Source organism: Mycobacterium simiae, assembly GCF_008370645.1.
GTDB classification, from domain to species: domain Bacteria; phylum Actinomycetota; class Actinomycetes; order Mycobacteriales; family Mycobacteriaceae; genus Mycobacterium; species Mycobacterium simiae_A.
Map to the genome: position 1 here is coordinate 1 of NZ_VTZN01000092.1, position 21,063 is coordinate 21,063.

At 65.0% G+C, this 21,063-nt stretch carries 15 protein-coding genes and 2 pseudogenes; 7 read left to right on the forward strand and 10 right to left on the reverse strand.

Annotated features, from left to right (window positions below):
- Window positions 1-336 precede the first annotated feature (336 nt).
- The 3 genes from F0Q45_RS15235 to pgi all read left to right on the forward strand — a co-directional run bounded on the left by F0Q45_RS15235 (window position 337) and on the right by pgi (window position 3,666).
- On the forward strand, window positions 337-645 hold the full coding sequence (locus F0Q45_RS15235) for a chorismate mutase (protein ID WP_149654735.1): 309 nt from the start codon (window positions 337-339) through the stop codon (window positions 643-645).
- A gap of 61 nt (window positions 646-706) precedes the next feature.
- Window positions 707-1,678 carry an esterase family protein gene (locus tag F0Q45_RS15240; RefSeq protein WP_188112965.1) on the forward strand — a complete coding sequence of 324 codons (972 nt, stop codon included), beginning with the start codon at window positions 707-709 and terminating at the stop codon, window positions 1,676-1,678.
- Between the two features lie 323 nt (window positions 1,679-2,001).
- The gene (gene pgi / locus F0Q45_RS15245) at window positions 2,002-3,666 is read left to right on the forward strand and encodes a glucose-6-phosphate isomerase (protein ID WP_149654736.1); all 1,665 of its coding nucleotides are present in this window, start codon (window positions 2,002-2,004) and stop codon (window positions 3,664-3,666) included.
- Window positions 3,667-3,712: 46 nt separating this feature from the next.
- Here the strand turns inward: pgi and F0Q45_RS15250 are convergent, their stop codons facing one another.
- From F0Q45_RS15250 to cobF, 7 genes and pseudogenes are all read right to left on the reverse strand, one after another.
- Window positions 3,713-4,462: an SDR family oxidoreductase gene (locus tag F0Q45_RS15250; RefSeq protein WP_188112966.1), complete on the reverse strand. Its 750-nt coding sequence runs from the start codon at window positions 4,460-4,462 to the stop codon at window positions 3,713-3,715.
- Between the two features lie 87 nt (window positions 4,463-4,549).
- Window positions 4,550-5,017, reverse strand: a complete 468-nt coding sequence (locus F0Q45_RS29350; protein ID WP_262491023.1) for a zinc finger domain-containing protein — start codon at window positions 5,015-5,017, stop codon at window positions 4,550-4,552.
- A gap of 153 nt (window positions 5,018-5,170) precedes the next feature.
- Window positions 5,171-5,413 (reverse strand): annotated as a pseudogene (locus tag F0Q45_RS29355) (DNA-formamidopyrimidine glycosylase family protein); the annotation flags it as partial.
- A 48-nt stretch (window positions 5,414-5,461) separates the two neighbouring features.
- Window positions 5,462-7,150: a PE family protein gene (locus F0Q45_RS15260; protein WP_149654739.1), complete on the reverse strand. Its 1,689-nt coding sequence runs from the start codon at window positions 7,148-7,150 to the stop codon at window positions 5,462-5,464.
- A gap of 121 nt (window positions 7,151-7,271) precedes the next feature.
- Window positions 7,272-8,969: a PE family protein gene (locus F0Q45_RS15265; protein ID WP_149654740.1), complete on the reverse strand. Its 1,698-nt coding sequence runs from the start codon at window positions 8,967-8,969 to the stop codon at window positions 7,272-7,274.
- A 125-nt stretch (window positions 8,970-9,094) separates the two neighbouring features.
- Window positions 9,095-10,018 carry a PE family protein gene (locus F0Q45_RS29940; protein ID WP_306439443.1) on the reverse strand — a complete coding sequence of 308 codons (924 nt, stop codon included), beginning with the start codon at window positions 10,016-10,018 and terminating at the stop codon, window positions 9,095-9,097.
- Between the two features lie 141 nt (window positions 10,019-10,159).
- Window positions 10,160-10,903: a precorrin-6A synthase (deacetylating) gene (gene cobF / locus F0Q45_RS15275; protein ID WP_149654741.1), complete on the reverse strand. Its 744-nt coding sequence runs from the start codon at window positions 10,901-10,903 to the stop codon at window positions 10,160-10,162.
- 134 nt (window positions 10,904-11,037) lie between these two features.
- On the opposite strand from cobF, the gene F0Q45_RS15280 reads away from it, so the two are divergent.
- From F0Q45_RS15280 to F0Q45_RS15290, 3 genes are all read left to right on the forward strand, one after another.
- Window positions 11,038-11,943, forward strand: a complete 906-nt coding sequence (locus F0Q45_RS15280; RefSeq protein WP_149654742.1) for an AurF N-oxygenase family protein — start codon at window positions 11,038-11,040, stop codon at window positions 11,941-11,943.
- A gap of 209 nt (window positions 11,944-12,152) precedes the next feature.
- Complete coding sequence (locus F0Q45_RS15285; RefSeq protein ID WP_262491024.1) at window positions 12,153-13,136, forward strand: DUF4873 domain-containing protein; 984 nt, start codon at window positions 12,153-12,155, stop codon at window positions 13,134-13,136.
- 482 nt (window positions 13,137-13,618) lie between these two features.
- Window positions 13,619-14,383: an STAS domain-containing protein gene (locus F0Q45_RS15290; protein ID WP_149654744.1), complete on the forward strand. Its 765-nt coding sequence runs from the start codon at window positions 13,619-13,621 to the stop codon at window positions 14,381-14,383.
- Between the two features lie 50 nt (window positions 14,384-14,433).
- Here the strand turns inward: F0Q45_RS15290 and F0Q45_RS15295 are convergent, their stop codons facing one another.
- The 3 genes from F0Q45_RS15295 to F0Q45_RS15305 form a co-directional block, all read right to left on the reverse strand.
- Window positions 14,434-15,621, reverse strand: coding sequence for a PucR family transcriptional regulator (locus F0Q45_RS15295; protein ID WP_149654745.1), 1,188 nt, complete (start codon window positions 15,619-15,621; stop codon window positions 14,434-14,436).
- A 146-nt stretch (window positions 15,622-15,767) separates the two neighbouring features.
- Window positions 15,768-17,705, reverse strand: a complete 1,938-nt coding sequence (locus tag F0Q45_RS15300; protein ID WP_149654746.1) for a fumarylacetoacetate hydrolase family protein — start codon at window positions 17,703-17,705, stop codon at window positions 15,768-15,770.
- Entirely contained in the window at window positions 17,702-20,029 is a 2,328-nt protein-coding gene (locus F0Q45_RS15305) for an ATP-dependent DNA ligase (protein WP_149654747.1), read from the reverse strand. The genes F0Q45_RS15300 and F0Q45_RS15305 overlap by 4 nt, the downstream gene beginning before the upstream one ends.
- Before the next feature lie 22 nt (window positions 20,030-20,051).
- Between F0Q45_RS15305 and F0Q45_RS15310 the strand changes: the two are divergent.
- Window positions 20,052-20,806: pseudogene (locus tag F0Q45_RS15310) on the forward strand (PfkB family carbohydrate kinase).
- Window positions 20,807-21,063 lie beyond the last annotated feature (257 nt).

The following is a 21,063-nucleotide window of genomic DNA, read 5'->3' on the forward strand; positions in this document are numbered from 1 at the left end:
GTCACCGCCGGAACGCTGCGCCGCAGGTTCTCGCAACGCCTGTCGGACTCGGTTGCTGCACAATCGAAATCGCAGCGCAACCGAGGTGGCATCCACCACGGACACAGCCGAATGGCGAACCCAGCCGAACATTCAAGCGCCAGCACCGGCCCCCTCGGTCCGCTCGTTCTTTGCGCAGGTGCGGCCCTTGATGGCACACTCACTTGGTGCTCACAGCGCAGCTCCGATTTCTCTATGGGTACCGACCAGCGGTGCCCGTGGTTTAGCTGCTTTTGCAAGAGCCCCGTGGTCCGCTTCCGGGTTCGGGGCTCGTCTCTTGTGGAGGCCTAATACCGGATGAAGCCACACTCCCCGCAGCACGAGAACGCGGAGTCAGCAGAGATGAACAGTGATACCCAGCAACTGCCCACCATCGGCGAGCTGCGCGAAGAGATAGACCGGTTGGACCGCGAGATCCTCGCCGCGGTCAAGCGACGCGCTGAAGTGTCCCAGGCCATCGGCAAGGTCCGAATGGCTTCCGGGGGCACTCGGCTGGTGCACAACCGGGAGATGCAGGTCATCGAGCGCTACAGCGAACTCGGACCCGATGGCAAGGACCTGGCAATGCTATTACTACGGCTTGGCCGGGGTCGGCTGGGTCACTAATAGATCACTATTTTCGCTGCTTATCGCGGATATCTGCATCCTTGCGGTACATTCCGCCGAAATGGTTACAGCAAAGGTAGCTGAGGTCGCACAATTACGCCGTCTGACGCTTATCTCAGCGGCCGCATTGCTCGCCCTGCTGGCAGTGCTGGCGACGAGTTCGGCCACCTCATCGGCATGGTCGCGACGTGGCCTGCCCGTCGAGTATCTGATGGTCCCGTCGCCGTCGATGCACCGGCAGATCAAGGTGGAATTTCAAGGTGGCGGTCCGCACGCGGTCTACCTGCTCGACGGCATGCTCGCTCGCGACGACTACAACGGCTGGGACATCCACCTACCCGTGTTCGAATGGTTCGACCAGTCCGGCCTTTCGCTCGTCATGCCCACCGGCGGCATGGCGAGCTTCTACTCCAACTGGTATCAACCGGCCGTCGGAAACGGCGGGGCGTGGACGTACAAGTGGGAAACGTTCTTGACCGAGGAACTGCCGTACTTCTTGGCTGCTCGTAACGGGATCAGCGCGTCGGGGAGTGCCGTAGTGGGTGCGTCGATGTCCGGATCGGCGGCATTGATCCTGGCGGCCAAACACCCCGACAACTTCGCCTACGCCGCCTCGATGTCGGGCTTCCTTAACCTGTCCGCCGGGCAGTGGCCATCCCTCGTCAGTGCCGCGCAACTGGGCGCTGGCGGTTTTCACTCCGATGCGATGTGGGGGCCACCCACCGACCCGGCCTGGGCGAGCAACGATCCGACGGTCCACGCCGCCAAGCTCGTCGCCAACAACACCCGCATCTGGGTGTATACGGGCAATGGCGGGACGTCGGACGTGGCAAGTGCCACCAAGTTGGACGCCAGCCTGCTGGAAAGCGCCACGCGTATCAGCAACAAGGTTTTTCAGGCCCGGTACCAGGCCGCGGGTGGGCGCAACGGGGTGTTCAATTTTCCGGCGAACGGCACCCACACCTGGTCGTATTGGGGTGCCCAACTGCAGGCCATGCTGCCCGATCTGCAACAAGTCCTAGGATCCAGCTAGCTGGGCGTGCGTCAGCGGACTAGCACATTGCCGAGGGCCCATAGCAAGCTCGTGAATTACCTTGTGGTCAAGGGTGATTCGCCTTGGCGAAAACAGCGCCGGCCGCCAGAGTAGGCAACGAACTCGCGCATGGGATCCCGCGTACGACCACATGGGTTCGACGAGCGCCGGCGCCTCGAGGCCATCCTGAAGCGGGCACCCGACACCATGAGACAAGACCAGAAGCCGGCAATGGCCGCCGTTTGGCGAACGTCGAGATATGTTAGGTGCGCGTAGTAGCCGCAGGCTATATTGCCCGCCCCCTTGGCAACCGGAAGGAACCCATGACCTCCGAGCAATCGATCCCCGACATCACCGCCACCCCGGCGTGGGAAGCTCTGCGCACACACCACGGTGAGATCGGTGAAGCTCACCTGCGACGGCTATTCGCCGACGATCCCAGTCGCGGCCGCGATTTCGTCATCACCGTTGGCGACCTCTACATCGACTACAGCAAGCACCGCATCACCCGCGAGACAGTGCGGTTGCTGATCGACCTGGCCCGTGCCGCCAAACTAGAAGAACACCGCGACCGAATGTTCTCCGGTGCGCATATCAACACGTCGGAGAACCGCGCGGTCCTACACACCGCGCTGCGGCTGCCCCGCGACGCCGAGCTTATTGTCGACGGCCAGAACGTGGTCGAGGACGTGCATGCCGTCCTCGACGCGATGGGCGACTTCACCGACCGGCTGCGCAGCGGCGAATGGAGCGGTGCCACCGGAAAGCGGATCAACACCGTCGTCAACATCGGCATCGGGGGTTCGGACCTCGGCCCGGCAATGGTGTACCAGGCGCTGCGCCACTACGCCGATGCCGGGATTTCGGCCCGTTTCGTCTCCAACGTTGACCCGGCCGATCTCATCGCCAAACTCGACGACTTAGAGCCTGCCACAACACTTTTCATTGTCGCGTCGAAGACCTTCTCCACCTTGGAGACGCTGACCAATGCTACTGCCGCTCGTCGCTGGCTCACTGATGCGCTGGGCGACGCGGCGGTGTCCAAACACTTCGTCGCCGTCTCGACCAACAAGCGCCTGGTCGACAACTTCGGCATTAACACCGACAACATGTTCGGCTTTTGGGATTGGGTTGGGGGGCGCTATTCGGTGGATTCGGCGATCGGACTGTCGGTCATGGCCGCCATCGGCCGAGAAGCCTTCGCAGACTTTCTATCCGGGTTTCACATCGTCGATGAACACTTCAAAACCGCACCGCCGGAGTCCAACGCGCCGGCGCTGCTGGGCCTTATCGGGCTGTGGTACTCCAACTTCATGGGGGCGCAATCGCGCGCGGTGTTGCCATACTCAAACGACCTGGCGCGTTTCGCAGCCTATCTGCAGCAGCTGACCATGGAATCCAACGGCAAGTCCATCCGCGCTGACGGTACGGCGGTGGTCACCGATACCGGCGATATCTATTGGGGCGAGCCGGGAACCAATGGACAGCATGCCTTCTACCAATTGCTGCATCAGGGCACCCGGTTAGTGCCCGCCGATTTCATCGGCTTCAGCCAACCCCTTGACGACTTGCCGACCGTCGAGGGCACCGGCAGCATGCACGACCTGCTGATGAGCAACTTCTTCGCGCAAACCCAAGTGCTGGCGTTCGGCAAGACCGCTGAGGAGATCGCAGCCGAAGGCACCGCAGCCGACGTGGTGCCGCATAAAGTGATGCCCGGCAACCGGCCGTCAACCTCGATCCTGGCCAATCGGCTTACCCCCTCGGTAGTGGGGCAACTGATCGCCCTCTACGAGCATCAGGTGTTCACCGAGGGCGTGGTGTGGGGCATCGACTCGTTCGACCAGTGGGGAGTGGAACTGGGTAAGACGCAGGCCAAGGCGTTGCTTCCGGTGATCACCGGCGAAGCTTCGCCCGCACCGCAGTCGGACAGCTCGACCGATGCGCTGGTGCGCCGTTACCGGGTAGAACGTGGGCGGGCCGGGTAATCACCAACCTCGGCGAGCCGTCGTCGGATTCACAGTGGAAGTGGCGCTAGGCGAACCGCTTGGCCAGCTGCGGCGGCAGCACCCGCAACAGCTGCACCAACGGCGCCCATGGCCACCGCGGCACCGCGGCCCGTCCCCGCTCACGCTCGATTGCGTCGACGAGAGCTTTGACGCCAGTCTCGTTGTCCACCATCAACATTGTGGTCGCCGACTGGGCCGTCATCTCCGACTCGATGTAGCCCGGCTCGATCAGCGAGACCTTGATGGGACCCGTGGAGTATTCGGCGCGCAGCGATTCACCTAGGGAGCTCAATCCGGCCTTGCTTGCGGCATAGGCGGCTTTGACGCCGGGCACCCCTTTGTTGCCGAGCACTGACGAGATGAGCACCAAATGCCCAGATCCGCTCTTGTGGAACATCTCCAGTGCCGTTTCGATCTGCACGAGAGCGGAGACCAGGTTGGTTTCGATGGTGGCCTTGTTGGCCCACAACTTGCCTGAGCCCAGCCGCGCGCCCTTACCGATGCCGGCGTTGACAATGACGCGATCGATACCCCCGATCGCGTTGCTGAGTTCGGCGAACACCTTGGGCACCTGGTCGTGGTCGTTGACGTCCAGTTCGGCCACAGCGATCTTGATGTTCGGATGCTGCTGCGATAGTTCAGCTTTGAGATCATCTAGCCGGTCGCTGCGGCGGGCGCACAAGGCCAGGTCGCGACCCCTGGCGGCGAAGGCGCGAGCCATCCCCGCGCCCAAGCCCGAACTGGCGCCGGTGATGAGAATTTTCTGGCGGGTCACCGCGAGCAGCATATCGACTGCCCGCCCAACGTCGAGTTATCGGGCCGAACACCGAGTACCTGGCACAACAAGTCGACGCTCGCAGCCCTACTTGAGTAGCCGCGACATGCGCCGGTCGGCCAGCACTTTGCCGCCGGTCTGGCACGTCGGGCAGTACTGAAAAGACTTGTCCGCGAACGACACTGCACGCACCGCGGCACCGCAGACCGGGCAGGGCAGCCCGGTGCGCGCGTGGACCCGCAGCCCCGAGCGTTTCTCGCCTTTGAGGCTGGCGGCTTGCTGGCCGACGGACCGGTTCACCGCGTCGGACAGCACCGACACCATCGCGTCATGCAAGGTGACAAGTTGTCTTTCCGAGAGCTTTCCGGCCGTGGCGAACGGCGAGATCTTCGCGACGTGCAGAATCTCGTCGCTGTAGGCGTTGCCGATGCCGGCGATCACCTTCTGGTCAGTAATCACGGTCTTGATCCGACCAGTGTTGCCGGCCAGTAGCGTGGCTAGCTCGTCGCTACTCAGGTCCAGCGCATCGGGTCCCAGCGCGGCAATACCCGGCACCTGCTGCGGATCGTCGACCAGCCAAACCGCCAGGCGCTTCTGGGTACCGGCCTCGGTAAGGTCGAAACCCGGAGCGTCGCCCGGATTGCCCAGGTGAACGCGCAACGCGATCGGACCTTTGCCCGGCCGCAGCGGGGCCGCTGCCAGCCTGTCCGACCAGCGCAACCAGCCCGCACGTGACAGATGCGCGATCAACCACAGCTCACCGGCCCGCACACCCAGATACTTGCCCCACCGGTCGGCCGCGACGACGGTGTGGCCGTGCAGAGCATTGACGGGCGGCTCGAAGGTCTTCAATACCGACAGCGCAGCGACGTCAACGCGGCCGATCGTCAATCCGACGGCGTTGCGCCGCACATGGTCGACCAGTGCTTCGACCTCGGGAAGTTCGGGCACCTCATCAGTCTGCCGACCGTGGCAGCGTGGTGTCCATGCGCGTTATGGCTACGCGGGCCCGGGGATACCCGGAAGGCCAAACAACACCCCGCGGTTGCCGCCGGTGCCGCCCGTTCCGTTGAAGGCCGCCCCGGCGCCCGCCCCGCCGTCGCCGCCGTTGCCGATCAGCTGCGCATCTCCGCCGCTACCACCAACACCACTAGCAAGGACCGGGACCATCGCCGCCGTGCCGGCGTTACCGCCTCTGCCGCCATTTCCGTAGAAAAATCCGCCGTCGCCACCGCCACCGCCGTCGCTTATCTGGACCACCACGCCAGTCGCTGTATTACCGCCGCTGCCGCCGGCACCCCCGTGGCCGAGCAGCAATGCGTCGCCTCCGAAGCCGCCGAAACCACCGGTGCCACCTTGCGAAAAGTTCGTCCCATCCGTGCCGCCGGTACCCCCGTGCCCACCGCCGCCAGCGTTGCCACCGTTGCCGATTAGCCCGGATCGCCCACCAGCGCCACCAATACCGCCGAAGCCGCCCAGGCCACCAGACCCGAAGGCGGTCGCGTCGCCGGCGGCACCACCCTGCCCACCAGTCCCGCCCGTTCCGCCGTTACCCCAAATCAGCCCGCCGCGTCCGCCGTTGCCGCCGAAGCCGCCAAAGCCCCCGCTACCGCCGGGCCCGCTAGCCGTATTGCTAGACTGCCCGGTCCCGCCCAGCCCGCCATGTCCGCCCGCTCCCCCGTTACCGAACAGCCCTGCGTTGCCGCCGTTGCCGGCTACCGCGGGGAAGCCGCCTATACCGTTACCGCTTGCCCCGGCTAAGACGCTTGCTTGCGATACAAAAGACCCTCCGTTGCCGGTATTTCCGCCGGCTCCCCCGTCGCCAAACAGCCAACCGCCGTCGCCGCCGCCGCCTCCATTGCCACCAGGACCGGCGATCCCACCGGGTTGGGCGCCAGCGGTGGCGCCTAACGCGGCCCCGCCGTCTCCGCCGGTCGCACCGTCACCACCGCGGCCGAATAGCAGCCCGCCTTGGCCACCAGCGCCTCCAGAGCCGCCGGCGCCACCGTTGATTCCGACACCGGTACCGAGGTCGAGAGCGGCTCCCCCGACACCGCCGGCCCCGCCGGCTCCCCCGTTCCCGAACAGCCAACCGCCGGCCCCACCGGCGCCGCCGTTACCGGCCGCACCCCCGGCGCCGCCCGACCCGGGAGTGCCCGGCGCGCCGATGCCGCCTGCGCCACCAATACCGCCATTGCCGATCAGACCCGCAGCACCGCCGTCACCGCCGTTCTGCCCCATCCCGCCGGAGCCGCCGTTGCCACCGTTGCCGAAGAGCAGCCCGCCGGGCCCACCGTTTTGTCCCGTCCCCGGCGCCCCATCGGTCCCGTTGCCGATCAGCGGACGCCCCAACAACGTCTGGGTCGGCCCATTAATCACGTTCAGAACCTGTTGGAGCGGAGACGCGCTGGCCGCCTCAGCGGCCGCATAGGCTCCGGCGCCCGAAGTCAAAGCTTGCACAAACTGCTGATGAAACGACGCCGCTTGAGCGCTCAGCGCCTGGTAGCCCTGTGCGTGCACGCCGAAAAGCGCCGCGACAGCCGCCGAAATCTCATCAGCCCCGGCCGCCAAGACACCCATCGTCGGTGCCGCCGCCGCCGCGTTAGCCGCCGTGATCGAGGAGCCAATGCTTGCGAAATCCGTTGCGGCGGCAGCCAGATACTCCGGCGACGCAATCAGAAAAGACATCTGACAACCTCCTGAACCGCCATCATCGTCGATCTCGGCACTTAAGGGCTGAGCCTATGCGAGCGCGGCGCCGAACTCGGGCGTTTCGCTAAACCTGCCCGCACGGCGATGCTCAAGATGGCTAGGGCGGTCCGTCGGTTCCGCGGGTCCCGAACAGCTGCCCACCGGCGCCGCCGGTACCACCGACGCCGCCCTGGGAGGCCCCGGCCCCGGCTCCGCCATTGCCGCCGTCGCCGATCAGCTGAGCATTGCCACCATTGCCGCCAGCGCCGTTGCCTGGGGGGGCGCTGAAGCCCACGGGTATGGTGCCTGCGTTACCGCCGTTGCCGCCGTTGCCCAAGAACAAGCCGCCCTGGCCGCCGTTGCCGCCGTCGCTGGTCTGGTTGACCACACCGACGTTGCCGGGTGTACCGGTGTTACCGCCATTGCCGCCAGCGCCGCCACTACCCCACAACGAGGCGTCGCCGCCGAAGCCGCCAAGCGCGCCGGGACCGGCATCGCCGGCGTGGTTGCCGCCGCTACCCCCGTTGCCGCCGTTGCCGCCGGCCCCGGCCTTGCCGCCATTGCCGATTAGCCCGCTTTGGCCGCCACCACCGCCGAAGCCACCAAAGCCGCCATCGCCGTTGAACGAAAGAGTGGTGCCGTTGTTATTTCCACCGTTGGCACCGTGGCCGCCGAAACCGCCAGGACCGCCGTTACCCCAGAGGAACCCGCCATTGCCACCGCTGCCACCGAAGCCGCCACCGCCACCCTCGCCGGCGGTGGTGAGGTCGCCGGAAACGGACTGTCCGGCGCCACCTAATCCACCATTTCCGCCGGCGCCGCCGTTACCGAACAGCCCGGAGTTGCCGCCATTGCCGGCCAGCGAGGCGAAGCTACCGCCGGTTGCGCCGGCTGTGACGGTGGCATCCACCACGAACGATCCACCGTTGCCGCTATTGCCGCCAGCACCGCCGTCACCGTAAAGCCAGCCGCTGTGACCGCCGTCGCCACCGTTGCCTGGCGCTCCACCCGTGCCGCCGAGCTGGCCGCCGGTACCACCGGTCGCATTGCCGCCGTTGCCACCGAGACCGCCAACTCCGCCCTGCCCGAATGCCAGCCCACCAGCGCCCCCTAGACCGCCATTGCCACCATTGCCGCCGTTCAGCCCACCGCCGGCAACCGTGGCCCCGTTGGCATTGCTGCCTATACCACCAGCCCCGCCGTTGCCACCTAACCCGTACAACCAGCCGCCGGCACCGCCGTTACCGCCGTTTCCGCCGGCCAAGCCGGCATTGCCGCTGGCAACTGCTGGCGCGTCGCCACCAACAGCGCCATTGCCGCCATTACCTATCAGCCCGGCCGAACCGCCGTTGCCGCCGGCCTGACCCGGCGCTCCAGAGCCGCCGTTGCCGCCGTTGCCCAACAACCACCCGCCAGGCCCGCCGGCTTGACCGGTGCCCGGGGCGCCGTTGGCCCCGTTGCCGATGAGCGGGCGCCCCGACAACGTCTGGATCGGCGCGTTAATCACATTGAGCAGTTCCTGGAACGGCGACACGTTAGCTGCTTCGGCGCTCGCGTATGCGCTGGCGCCCGAAGCCAACGCCCGCACAAACTGTTGGTGAAACGACACCGCTTGCGCACTCAGCGCCTGGTAGCCCTGTGCATGCGCCCCAAAAAGCGCCGCGACCGCCGCCGAAACCTCATCCGCCCCAGCCGCCAAGATGCCTATCGTTGGTGCGGCCGCCGCCGCGTTCGCCGCCGTGATCGACGAGGCAACACTTTCCAAATCCGCTGCTGCCGAGGTCATCAACTCCGACGACGCCACTACGAACGACATCCGACACCTCTCGATAACGGATAGGTGAACCGCAACCTTTGCGACCAGATCGTATGCGACCTCGACGTCTCACGTGGACGTTCCGGTGGAACTCTGGCCGAACAACGGGCCAGCGCCGCTAGCGATCAACCGGCGTTGGCTACCCGCGCCACCGCAGCCGCCGGGGCCGCCGCTGCCCGGATGACGCCGTTACCCCCGGAGGCACCGACGGCAGCCTCGGGGGCAGCGCTGACGTCGCTGCTCAACGGTTGGACAGCACCCAGGAACCCGCCGTTGCCGCCGGCGCCGCCGTTGCCAAACAACCCGACGCTGCCGCTACCGACTTGGCCGTGGCTGCCCCCAGCCACCACCGCATGCGACGGCCCTGTCCCCGGCGCTTCAGCCGAGTTCGCCCGTGCCGATGAGCCGGCCGGCGCCGCCGGCGCCAGCGGCGCCGACAGCGGCCCCGCCAGTGGCGTTCCTGCCAGCGCAACCGGCCCAGCCGGCTCCGCTGAGGCTAGGGCGCCATCCGAAGTGGCCGTGGTCACGGCCCCGGCCGGCGGGGCCGTGACTGCTGCGGCACCCACCTGGTTCTCGGCGGTGCCCTGCAGACCAGTTGACCATGCGTTACCGCTGGCTTGTGCTGGTGTCAGCGAGCTACCAGCACCGACCAACCCACCCGCGCCGACGTTTTGCCCAGCCGCGACCCCGCCGCCCACGACTGGGCTCGCGGCGAGCCCCAGCACCGGTTCAGTGGAAAGTTCGTCCCGTTGTTGCATCGGCAGCGCGTTGGCCGCCTCAGCAGCGGCGTACTGGCCCGCACCGGCAGTCATGAGCTGGACGAACTGCTGGTGGAATGTGGCCGCCTGGGCGCTCAGTGCCTGATATGCCTGTGCGTGCGCAGCGAACAACGCCGTCACCACTGCCGACACCTCATCGGCACCGGCGGGCAGCACCGCCGATATTGGGGCCAGCGCCGCCGCATTGGCCTGACTGAGCGTCGAACCGATGCCGGCCAGATCGTTGGCCGCTGCAGCCACGTACTCGGGCGCTGCGATCACCCACGACATGGACAGACCTCCCGACCGTAAAGACCACCCCGCCGTCGCGAGAAGTGGCTCACAACACAAAAAGGGGAGGAGCAGATGTTACCCCGAACTGGCGGCGCGTCGCGCGCTTCTTGCCAAACCGTCAAGAAGCTCATGAGGCGCTTAATCAGCCGTCCGTAGGAGATAGGTATCCATAATCCAGCCATGTTGCGCGCGCGCTTCGCCGCGCAAGGCCGCAATGCGTGCCCCGACCGCACCGACTGTGCCTGCTACCAGCAGCTCGTCCTTTGTACCCAGGTAGGCGCCCCACCAGATGCGGGTCTCCGGCGGACAGGTCTGAAATGAACAGTCGGCGTCGAGCACCACGACAGCCGAGCCGGTCACGCCCTGCGCGCGCAGTCGCCTTCCGGTGGTGATGAGGACAGGAGCGCCCACTTCGTTGAGCGGGATGCGGTGTCGGGCGGTAAGCGCTTGTATAGCGGTGATACCAGGGATGACGTCGTAGCTGATATCGATTTCGGCGGACACCGCATCAAGGATGCGCAGCGTGCTGTCGTAGAGCGACGGGTCACCCCAGGCCAAGAAGGCGCCCACGCCGTCAGGCCCCAGTTCTTCACCAATGGCCGCCGCCCAGATGCGCGCGCGCTCGGCATGCCAGTCAGCAACCGCTTCGCCATAGTGAGAGTCAGTCGACCGCTTCGGGTCTGGCAGCTCGACGAATCGGTATCCCGGATCGCGGATGAACGATGCGCAGATCTCCCGCCGCAGCTCCACCAGGTCGCTTTTGGCTTCGCCTTTGTCCATCGCAAAGAAGACCTGGGTGTCGTTGAGCGCGTTGATTGCCTGCACGGTCACGTACTCAGGGTCACCGACACCGATGCCGATGACGTGGATGTGCCGACTCATGCGGCTCAAGGTACTCAAGGTAATTGAGACGGCGCAATCGCTATCCGAGACCGCCGGTACCCGGTACCTTGGGTATTGACTATCGAGTGTGATCTTCCTAACGTCTGAAGTACCTGATGAAGGGACACCGAACGATGAGCACTGCGGTGAAACCAAGTGGGCCGAGTCGCGAGGAGTTCTCCGAGCGTCTGCTCAAGGGCTCGGTCAAGAAGTCGTATGAGCCCATCGTCGACATCGACTGGGACGCTCCGCTGGACCCGGACAAGTTCTATCTGCCGCCCAAGCTGGTGTCTCTGTACGGCACCTCAATGTGGGGCGAGATGACCCGCGAGCAACAAGTCGAACTGTCCCGCCAGGAACTGGTCAATACGCTGTCAGCGGGAATCTGGTTCGAGAACATGCTCAATCAGTCGTTGCTGCGCACCATCCTGCACGAGGACCCCACCAGCCGGTCCACCCACTACAAGCTCACCGAGCTGGGCGACGAAACCCGGCACATGGTCATGTTCGGCAAAGCCATCGAGCGCATCGGCGCCAAGCCGGTACGTCCACGGCGGTTTCACCGGATGATCATCAACACCCTTCCGCTGGCCTTCCAGCGAGGTTCGATGCTGTGGGTGGCCGCGTTGATTGGGGAGGAAATCTTCGACTCGCTGCAACGGCAGCTGCTGGACGACCCGGAACTTCAGCCAATTATCCAGCGCCTCATGCGGATTCACGTCACCGAGGAAGCCCGCCATATTCAGTTCGCGCGCGACGGAGCGCGCCAGCGGGTGGCCGAAATGCCGCGGCTCAACCGGTGGTTCATGGCCAACATCAACGGGCTGGGCGGATACTTCTTCAACTACCTGTTCAGTAATCCGATCCCGTATGCGCGCTCGGGTCTGGACGCCAAGCGCGCCCGACACATTGCGCGCACCAGCGCGCACCGTCGCGACATGCAGGTTGCCGGCTTTGCTCCGCTGGCGGCGTTCTTGACCGAAATCGGCCTAATGGGCCCGATCGCACGACGCGGCTGGAAGCGCAGCAGGTTTCTGTGACACACCAGGTCGTCATCGTCGGAGCCGAAGCAGGCCGCCGCAGTGTCGAAGCCGCGTTGTCGGGTGTCACCAACCTCTTGGTCCTGGACGAAGGCTCCGAACTGCTCAGGTCGGTGTTTGACGACAGCACCGACACTTGGACGCTGACCACAGCCGCCGACGAGCATTTCCAGGCCCAGGTCGTCATCGCCACCGACCGATCGCTGTTTGTGCCGTGGATACCAAATATTAACGGCTGCAACAAATTTGAATTCGAATCGTTTCACGCGGCGGCCTGGCTCCCCGATTTCGACCCGGCCGGCAAACGCATCGCGCTGATCGGTACCGACTCGATCACCGCTCACTACTTCGGCCGGCTGGCCCAGGCAGCATCGGTCACGCTCTTCCCCTTCCCTCCGCGCCGCGTTGTCACCGAAGTGCCCCGATGGTCGACCCGGGCCAAACGTTGGCTGGGCAGCCACATCCGAACGCCCGCACAGCGGCCGTCGGTCGCGCTGGCCGGGTCAGCTATCGACACGATGACCTCGGCGCGCATCCGCACCCGCGACGGTGTCGAGCACCCGGTGGACACCGTCATCTACGGCACCGGATTTTCGATCGCCGATCACATCTTGGATCAGGGGCTCGTCGGCGCTCGTGGGCTCACTATCCAGCAGGTGTGGGACGACGGTATGGAGCCCTTCTTTGGAGTCGCCGTGTACGGCTTCCCCAATTACTTCTTCCTCACCGGGCCCGATACCGACATGCAGGCACGCTACATCGCCGAAGGCGTGCGGCTCATGCACCAAACCCGTAGCAGCCGCATCCAGGTACGCGGCAGTAGTCAGCAGGTGTTCAACGAACGCGCCCAGCTAAAGCCCGCCCAACCTCCGCCGGTGCTGTCCGCATTCGACCTGTCATATTGCGCACCGCACGACGACGCCTACGACGGCGACGCGACGCTAGAAGTTGCCGGCATCCGCCATTCGGTGCAGGTGCGACTGCGGGGTCACTTCGACCCGATCGACGGCAATTACCACTGGCAGGGCACCGTTTTCGATCGTCTTCCGCACAACTTGCTGCACCGGACCCGCGCGGTGACAGTGACCGTGGGTCAGCGCAGCGCACCAGCACGCATTGTCGAACAAACACCCTGGGGCGGCCACTGCGTCTCAGGCGTGGGCGTCCCGCCGTATATGAGTAGCGACCAGTAGGTGGTTCTTTCCACCCTGTTGCGCCAATTCGCTGCGTTGGACTAGGTGAATCTCGATAGGCTGGTTGCTTCCCGGGAGGTTCACCGGAGGGTCTTGCGGGTAGCCCTTCTGGGTGGCTCGTGCTGCGGAAGACGATGACACGAACGAGAACGACATGGTCGGCGAGGTAGCGGTCAGCTCTTCAGACCGGAGCGGTCGAGGGCTTGACCCGTCCCGCCCGCGGCTTGCGCCGCGACCAAGTGACTGTCGCCTGCGGCGACGGTTGACCGACAAGCGACCGGCAAGCACAGTCAGGGTCTGCCCAAATCGGTGCCGATGGCTGAAGATGTAAGTTTCTGCCGCCAACGATGGCGGCGTCGGTAGCGCACTTAGCGGAACACAAGTTTTGAGGAGCAGGGCATGAAACCGGACGACAGGATGCAGCCGCCATGCCGGTTGCCGACGTCTCGCCGTCCGACTGAGGCCGTAAGAGGGCAGCTCCGATGAACGCCGCAGAAAAATCTCCGGGCTCGCTGGCCATTGCGGCACGAACCGAGCAGTCGATGGTCGTCCTGGCCGTTGAAGGCGTGCTCGATGGCGCCAACTCCGCGGCGTTGCGCGACAGCATTACAAAGGCCACGCTTGACGAGCCAGGCGCCGTCATTGTCAACGTGACCGAACTTCACGTTCCCGAGGACACAGCGTGGTCGGTCTTCATCAGCGCACGCTGGCAAGTCGATAGCCGACCGAATGTTCCGATCGTCCTGGTCTGCGCCCGTCGCGCCAGTCGCGAAACGATCACCCACACCGGCGTCGCTCGATTCATGCCTGTCTACCCGACCGAGAAGGGCGCGATCAAAGCCGTCGCTCGGCTGGTGCGCCGCAAGGTCCGGTATGCCCAGGCGCAACTGCCCGCGAACCTGAGCAGTCTTCGCGAGTCGCGCAGGCTGGTCCGAGAATGGCTCACCTCCTGGTCGAAGCCCGCGCTGATCCCGGTCGCATTGGTGGTCGTCAACGTGTTGGTGGAGAACGTGTTAAAACACAGCGGAAGCGACCCGGTGGTCAAGGTGCTCAACGACGGCCCGACAGCCACGATTGCGGTGTCAGACGCCAGTAACGCCCCAGCCGTGCGGCTCAAATCGCCTCCGAAGGGGATCGACGTGTCCGGCCTGGCGATTGTCGACGCGTTGTGCCGTGCCTGGGGCAGCACTCCCACCTCGTCGGGCAAGACCGTTTGGGCGATCATCGGCCCGGAGAACCAGCTCTGAGAGTTGGGCCGCAGGAGCTCGACCGATTCATCGCTCGGGTCAGGCTCGGGTCAGGCCAGCCGCTGATCAATCTCGAACGCCAGGCATAACTCGGCCAGATCTCGGGGCCGACCGATTGACTTTCCAGTGCGTTCTTCAATGCGGCGCAGCCGGTACCGGACGGTGTTGGGATGGCAATAAAGCCGTTCGGCGCTGGCGTTGATTGAGCCTCCGGCTTTCATCCACGTCCTGAAGGTGGCGAACAGAATGCCGCGCTCCTTTTCATTGAGGTCCCCGAATCCGGCGAAAACGGTTGTAGCGATTTGCCTCATCACCCGCGGCGCGCTCACTGCAGCGATAGTCAGTGGTTCGGCTTCGAATACCGCGACATGCGAACCGTCGACCCGCTCCGCCGACAGCGCGATCCGCGCATAGCTGACGGCATCGGGAGTACCAGCGAGATCGTCGAATCGTGAACTGACACCGACTCTCGTGGTCGCGGTATCGCTGAGCATCCGCTCCAATCTGTCCAGCTTGCAATCGCCGCCAAGATGCACGAGTCCAACTTGGACATCGGGCAACAAGCGCCAAGCCGATGCGATACCGAGGCTGCGCAGTTTGCATTCGATGCCCGGCAGCGCGGACTTGCCGATGGACGGGCACTCGGCCGCGACAACGGCGTACGGGCCGCGCGTGGGTAACCGTAGCTTCGCCGCAATCTCCGGCAGGTCAGTCTGCGCTACGAATCGGCCTTCGATCAAAGATTCCGCCAGCGCGGCCCGCTCTGCGGCCTGGGCAAGAAGCTTGCGGTTGTTCTCTACGCCATACGCGCCGATCATCGCCTGGGTAAACGCATCCTGGGCCAGCCAGATCCGAGCAGTCGTCCTGATCAGGGCCTCGCGTCCGATCTGCGGTCGAGCTGCCGCGCCACTAATGACCTCCGCACAGACCAGTCGCGAGCCGATGCGATGCGCATCCAGCAATGCTGCCAGCGGCGCGCCGGCGCGCGCCCCTGCGGTGCCCGTGCGAGCTGCCGCGGTGGTGTCGTAATCGGCCAAGCCATCGAGGGCGTGCGACAGGAACCGCAAGTAGTTGACACAATGATTCGTCAGTTCGTCACGACTCATCCGTGCGGGATGGCGATAGAAGTCGACCTCGCGGCGCACCGTTTCGGCCACGATTACGCCAAGCTTCTCGCAACGGTCGAGCAGCGCGACCCGAATCTCACCGATCTCGGCCTCCAAGTCCAACTGCTGCATATCGCAAGGTTATGGCGTCAGAATGCTGAATACGTTGTGGCCGATCACCTCTGATCAGTTTCGAAGTCGTTCTCCACAACAACGGCGATGCGCTCGGCATCTGGTATTACAGGAGCCAAGCGCACACCGACAACCGCTCGCCGCTGCTAGGCCCGGACGCGACTTGCCAACCACTCGGCCTGCATCGTCATCAGGCCCAGGAACTCCGGTCGCGGGGTGTCGGGGTCAAGTTCGCGGTAACGCTGATGGATGTTGACGACGACGCGTTCAGAGTCCAGCCAGGTCGCGTACTCGCCGAGGTCGATAGCGTGAACCGCCTCGGCGAATGGCAAACCTTTGCGGTACAAGGTTTCTGCTTGTTCGCAAATGTGCTCGAAATAACCACGGACAGCTCGGATTCCGTCCGGATCGGTGACCGGACCATGACCGGGCACCACAACGGGCGCGTCCAGCGCGATCATCGCGTCACAGGCCGCGATCCAGTTCGCGATCGGGCCGGCCCACACGATCGGCGTGCAGCCGATGAACAGCAGGTCCCCGGCGAACAGCACACCAGCATCCGGCACGTGCACCACCGAATCAGCGGTGGTATGGGCGGGACCAAGATTGAGCACGTCCACCCGCCTGCCGCCGACGTCGACGCTGAGTTCGCGATCGAACGTCAGGTCGGCGTTGCGTAGCGTGATACCGCTGAAGTCGAAGTGCCCGAAGCGGTCTCGCGCATAACGGGTTGCGACCCGGCCCAGGTCCATAGTTTGGATCGCGGCCAGCCGCTCCGGACCGGCGTCGTGCGCAATCTCGCCGGCGGTACCCGCGGCGGCGATGATCCGCACCGAAGGGTCCAGCAGCTGATTACCGAAGGTGTGGTCGCCGTTGGAATGGGTGATAACAGCGGCGGTGATTGGGGCGCGACCGGTGATCGGCTGCATCGCATCCAGCATTTCGCGGGTCAGGGCCAGGTCGAACAACGTGTCCACCAACAGTGACGCGCCGTTGCCGGCGACCAACCCGGCGTTGCTCCACCCGTATCCCCCGTCCGGCAGTGTCCACGCCCAGACCCGGTCGCCCACCTCGTGCAGCCCGCGTGTGAAGGGCACCCGGGCCGGCGCCGGGTTGACTCGGGCCCGGGCAGCTGGGGCATCGGGATTGGGCCGGGGGGTCAGCGGAACTGGTGGCCTGCTGGCACGAACAGTCTGACGTGTCTGGCCCAGACCCTGCACTTCTAGGGTGACGACGTCGCCGTCGTGTAGCCAGCCGGGAAACGAATTGCCGTCTCGCAGGTGCTCGACCAGCGTGCAGGTCGGCACCGTGCCGGAGCCGACGACGTCGCCGGGTCGCAGCATCACCCCGCGGGAGGCGTAGGAGATGACCTCACCGAAACTCCAATCCATGGCAGCCGTTGAGCCCGAACCGATCACCGTGTCGTTGACCGACGCAGTCACCTGCAGGCTCAACTTGCCGTCACTTCGATACGGCGCCAGTTCGTCCGCGGTCACCAGATACGGGCCCAGGGTGACTCCGCTGTCTTTGCCCTTGGCCTGTCCGATTCGCAGCTGACCGTCCAGCATCTGCAGGTCGCGCGCGGACCAATCGTTGAAGATCGTGTAGCCGATGATCGCTTGTTCGGCCTGCTCGACCGTTAGGTCCTGACCGGCGGCCCCGATCACGGCGGCAATCTCCAATTCGAAGTCCTGCCAAACACCGCCTGGGGCCATCGGCGCGTCATCGTATGGTCCCAGAACTGTTGCCGGGCAAGCAAAGTAGAACGCTGGGATGCGATACCAGGTATCCATGAGTACCCGGCCGCCACCCATCGCCTCCTGGCAGTTGCGCATGTGGTCCAGGAAGCACAGTGAGTCGCGAATCGACGGCGGCCGCGGGATCGGCGCAGCCAACGACACGTGGTCGAGATCAATGACCGCCGCCGGCGAGCGTACTGCGCTCTCACCGGCTTCCCGCAGTCCGTCGGCGCCGCCCTCAACCAAATTGAGCAGCGTCACACCCGCTGGCAGCGCATAAATCTCATTACCGGAGAGCACGCCGACACGCTCACCGCCGGCACTTCGATAGGTCACCCATTTCATTCCCGCACCACCTCACTAGGGCTCTTGTCCGGACGCAACCCACGCCAGCTGGGTTGACGCAACCGATCATCTGGGGTCCATTCGCTGTAACGCACCTCTCCGACCAGCGTCGGATTGACGAACGTCACGCCCTTGGCATCCCGCGGCGGCAGCTTGGCATCGAACGGCGACACCTCGGTACGCAACGGCGCCAGCGTCTTTTTCAGGCTGTCCAAATCGCGTTCGGTGAAGCCGGTGCCAACACGTCCGGCGAAATGCAGCACGCCATCGCCGGGAATGCCCATCAACAGTGAGCCGATCCCACTGCCGCGTCCCCCTTCTCCCGCGCGCCAGCCTCCGATGACCACTTCCTGGGTATTCCAGTGTTTGTCCTTGATCCACGCTGACGAGCGTCGGCCTGGCTGATAGCTAGAATCGCGTCGCTTCGCGATGACGCCCTCCCAGCCGTGCTTGCGCGAGTACTCCAGGGCCTCGGTACCATCGCCGGGCAGCAGTTCGGGAACCACGAGATTGCCTGCACTGCCTAGTTTTTCCAGTAGCTTGCGCCGGTCTTGGTATTTCGCGCGCAACAGCGAGCGGCCGTCGAGGTAGAGCAGGTCGAACGCCCAGAACTCGATGCGGGTGGCGCGCACCCGATTCTGCATCTCGTTGAAGCTGGGCACGCCGGAGGCGTCGAGTGCCACTACTTCACCATCTAGCACTACCTGGTAATCCGCGAGATCTGATGCCAAAGAACATAATTGAGGAAATTCACCGGTGATGTCGCGGCCGCTGCGGGAGCGCAGCCGAACGGTGCCGTGATCGGCATCCACCAGGAGCCGGTAACCGTCCCACTTGCCCTCAAAGGCCCACTGACTCGCCTTCAGACCAGCCACCGAACCGTGCGTGGTGAGCATAGGTGCCAGCTTGTCGAACTCGAAGGTTTTCTGGTCCTTCATGCGGTGCGCCAGCCACTGGTCACCGTTGGTTTGGATCAGCGCATAGCGACCCGATATCCGACGGCCGTGCAGGTGGACAATCACTTCCCCTTTTTCGGCCCCTTTTTCGGACCCTTCTACGGCGGGGTCGCGGAACTTCTCGGCTTCGTAGGTGCCGGAGTCCCAGATGATCACCTTGCCGGCGCCATACTCCCCCTTGGGAATGTTGCCCTCGAAAGTGGCGTATTCCAACGGATGATCTTCGGTGTGCACCGCGAGATGGTTCACCGCGGTGGTTTCGGGCAGATTCTTGGGCACCGCCCACGACACCAGCACGCCGTCACGCTCCAGCCTGAAGTCGTAGTGCAGCCGACGGGCATGGTGCTCCTGGATGACGAACGTATTTCCTTGTCCAATAACCGGTTTCGCATGTGACACCGGCTCGGGTGTCTTGGCAGCATTGCGCATGCTGCGGTACTTGGTCAGCCGATCCGGCACGAGTAAGTCTGCGTCCAGCGGGGCGAGCAGATCGCCGTCGCGGCCAACCCGGCTGAGCACCTCGTCGTAGCGCAGCTGGCACAACCCTGGGTGGTCCAGTTCGTCCCAGGTCCGGGGCGCCGCAACTGTCGGCAGCTCACGGCCGCGCAGCGAGTACGGCGCGATCGTAGTCTTTGCGCCGTTGTTCTGGCTCCAATCCACAAACACCTTGCCTGAACGCAGGCTTTTGGTCATCGTCGCGGTGATCAGCGTGGGCATCGCATGTTCCAGTTGCAGCGCAATCCGTTTGGCTAGCGCTGTCGCGCCCCTGCTGCTGACCGGCTCGTCCAGCGGCGTGTAGAGATGTAGGCCTTTGCTGCCGCTAGTCAGCGGGAAGGTGGTCAGCCCGATATCGGCGATCAGCTCCCGCACCGCGTGTGCCACCTCAACCAGCTGGGCCATCGTCACGCCCTCGCCGGGGTCGAGGTCGAAGACCAATCGTGTTGCCGGGCCGGGCTTCAACTCCTCCGCGCCGCTGCGCGTCCACTCGGCGACAAATCGCCACTGCGGCACGTGCACCTCCAGGGCCGCCTGCTGGGCTATCCAGGCCAGCCCGATCGCGCTGTCGATGATCGGGTAGGTGGTGGTTCCAGACCGGTGCGCCACGCTGGCACGCGGCAGCCAGTCTGGCGCCGACGACGCGAGCTGCTTTTCGAAAAACGAGGTTTGGTCCACCCCATTGGGCCAGCGCTTGCGCGTTGCCGGACGCCCCGCGATGTGCGGCACCATCACCTCAGCGATGCGGGTGTAGTAGTCGAAGATGTCCGACTTCGTGGTGCTAGTCGCGGGGTAGAGGATCTTGTCGGCATTGGTCAGCTTTACCCGTGGACCGTCCCCCCCGTCAGGAGGCCAGACCGGCGCCGAACCCATGCGTTCAACGTAACCTGTCGACATGGCGCGCGCGCTGGTGATCGGCGAAGCCTTGATCGACATCGTCGATGGTCCGGTCAAAGCCGAGCATGTCGGCGGCAGCCCGCTCAATGTCGCGGTGGGACTGGCCAAGTTGGACCGCGATGTCGATTTGCTGACCCACGTCGGCGACGACGCGCCCGGCCGAAGGATCGCCGACTACGTCAAAGCGGCCGGCGCACAGCTTGTTCCAGGGAGCAACACCGCCAAGCGCACGCCCACCGCCGTGGCGAAGATCGGTGCGGACGGCTCGGCCAGCTATGCGTTCGACCCGGACTGTGACGGCCGACCGGGACCTGGCCCGCACACGCATCGAACACCTGATGGAGCGCAGCGACATCGTCAAGGTAAGCGACAAGGATTTGCGGTACCTGGTTCCCACCCGCGCCCCCGAGCACACCGCTCGCACCTGGCTGGCGTCGGGGCCGGCGATCGTCGCGTTGACAATGGGCGAGCGCGGCTCACTAGCCTTGTGCGCGGCTGGAGTGGCCCGCCGCCGCCCGGCCGGTTCAGGTTGTGGACACCGTCGGCGCCGGCGACGCGTACATGGTCGGCCTGCTCGACGCGCTGTGGGACCTGGGACTGTTGGGGGCCGACCGGCGAGCCGAATTGCGCGCGATACAGCTGGACGCGCTGACGGCGGCATTGGAAGTCGCCGCCTTGGCGTCGGCATTGACCGTCTCGCGCGCCGGCGCTGATCTGCCGGATCGAGCCACGGTGCAGCGGCGACGGTGGTGAGGCCCCAGCTCGAAGCGCAAATGTCGCAGCTAGCGCAATGCGCTCTGTGGGCTGGTGTGGGGTTTGTATTGTGCTGCCGGGTTGGCGGGTGCGGTTTATGATCGGCTGACGTTTGTCGGCGGGCAGTAAGTCGGAGGTCGTGGGTGATGGTGTTTGCGATGGCGCCGGCGGCGGTGGGCGGCGGTGGTGGGTATGCGTTTTCTGATGCGCAGTCGGTGGCGGGGTGGATCACGGTGGCTCGATGCGCGCGCCGGCGA

Bases quoted from the DNA above. Each gene is read 5' to 3' on its own strand.
- F0Q45_RS15295 (WP_149654745.1), bottom strand. From the start codon at position 15,621: ATGCAGCAGTTGGACTTGGAGGCCGAGATCGGTGAGATTCGGGTCGCG.
- F0Q45_RS15280 (WP_149654742.1), top strand. From the start codon at position 11,038: ATGAGCACTGCGGTGAAACCAAGTGGGCCGAGTCGCGAGGAGTTCTCC.
- F0Q45_RS29940 (WP_306439443.1), bottom strand. From the start codon at position 10,018: ATGTCGTGGGTGATCGCAGCGCCCGAGTACGTGGCTGCAGCGGCCAAC.
- F0Q45_RS15265 (WP_149654740.1), bottom strand. From the start codon at position 8,969: ATGTCGTTCGTAGTGGCGTCGTCGGAGTTGATGACCTCGGCAGCAGCG.
- F0Q45_RS15240 (WP_188112965.1), top strand. From the start codon at position 707: ATGGTTACAGCAAAGGTAGCTGAGGTCGCACAATTACGCCGTCTGACG.
- F0Q45_RS15260 (WP_149654739.1), bottom strand. From the start codon at position 7,150: ATGTCTTTTCTGATTGCGTCGCCGGAGTATCTGGCTGCCGCCGCAACG.
- cobF (WP_149654741.1), bottom strand. From the start codon at position 10,903: ATGAGTCGGCACATCCACGTCATCGGCATCGGTGTCGGTGACCCTGAG.
- F0Q45_RS15300 (WP_149654746.1), bottom strand. From the start codon at position 17,705: ATGAAATGGGTGACCTATCGAAGTGCCGGCGGTGAGCGTGTCGGCGTG.
- F0Q45_RS15235 (WP_149654735.1), top strand. From the start codon at position 337: ATGAAGCCACACTCCCCGCAGCACGAGAACGCGGAGTCAGCAGAGATG.
- F0Q45_RS15290 (WP_149654744.1), top strand. From the start codon at position 13,619: ATGAACGCCGCAGAAAAATCTCCGGGCTCGCTGGCCATTGCGGCACGA.
- F0Q45_RS15305 (WP_149654747.1), bottom strand. From the start codon at position 20,029: ATGGGTTCGGCGCCGGTCTGGCCTCCTGACGGGGGGGACGGTCCACGG.
- pgi (WP_149654736.1), top strand. From the start codon at position 2,002: ATGACCTCCGAGCAATCGATCCCCGACATCACCGCCACCCCGGCGTGG.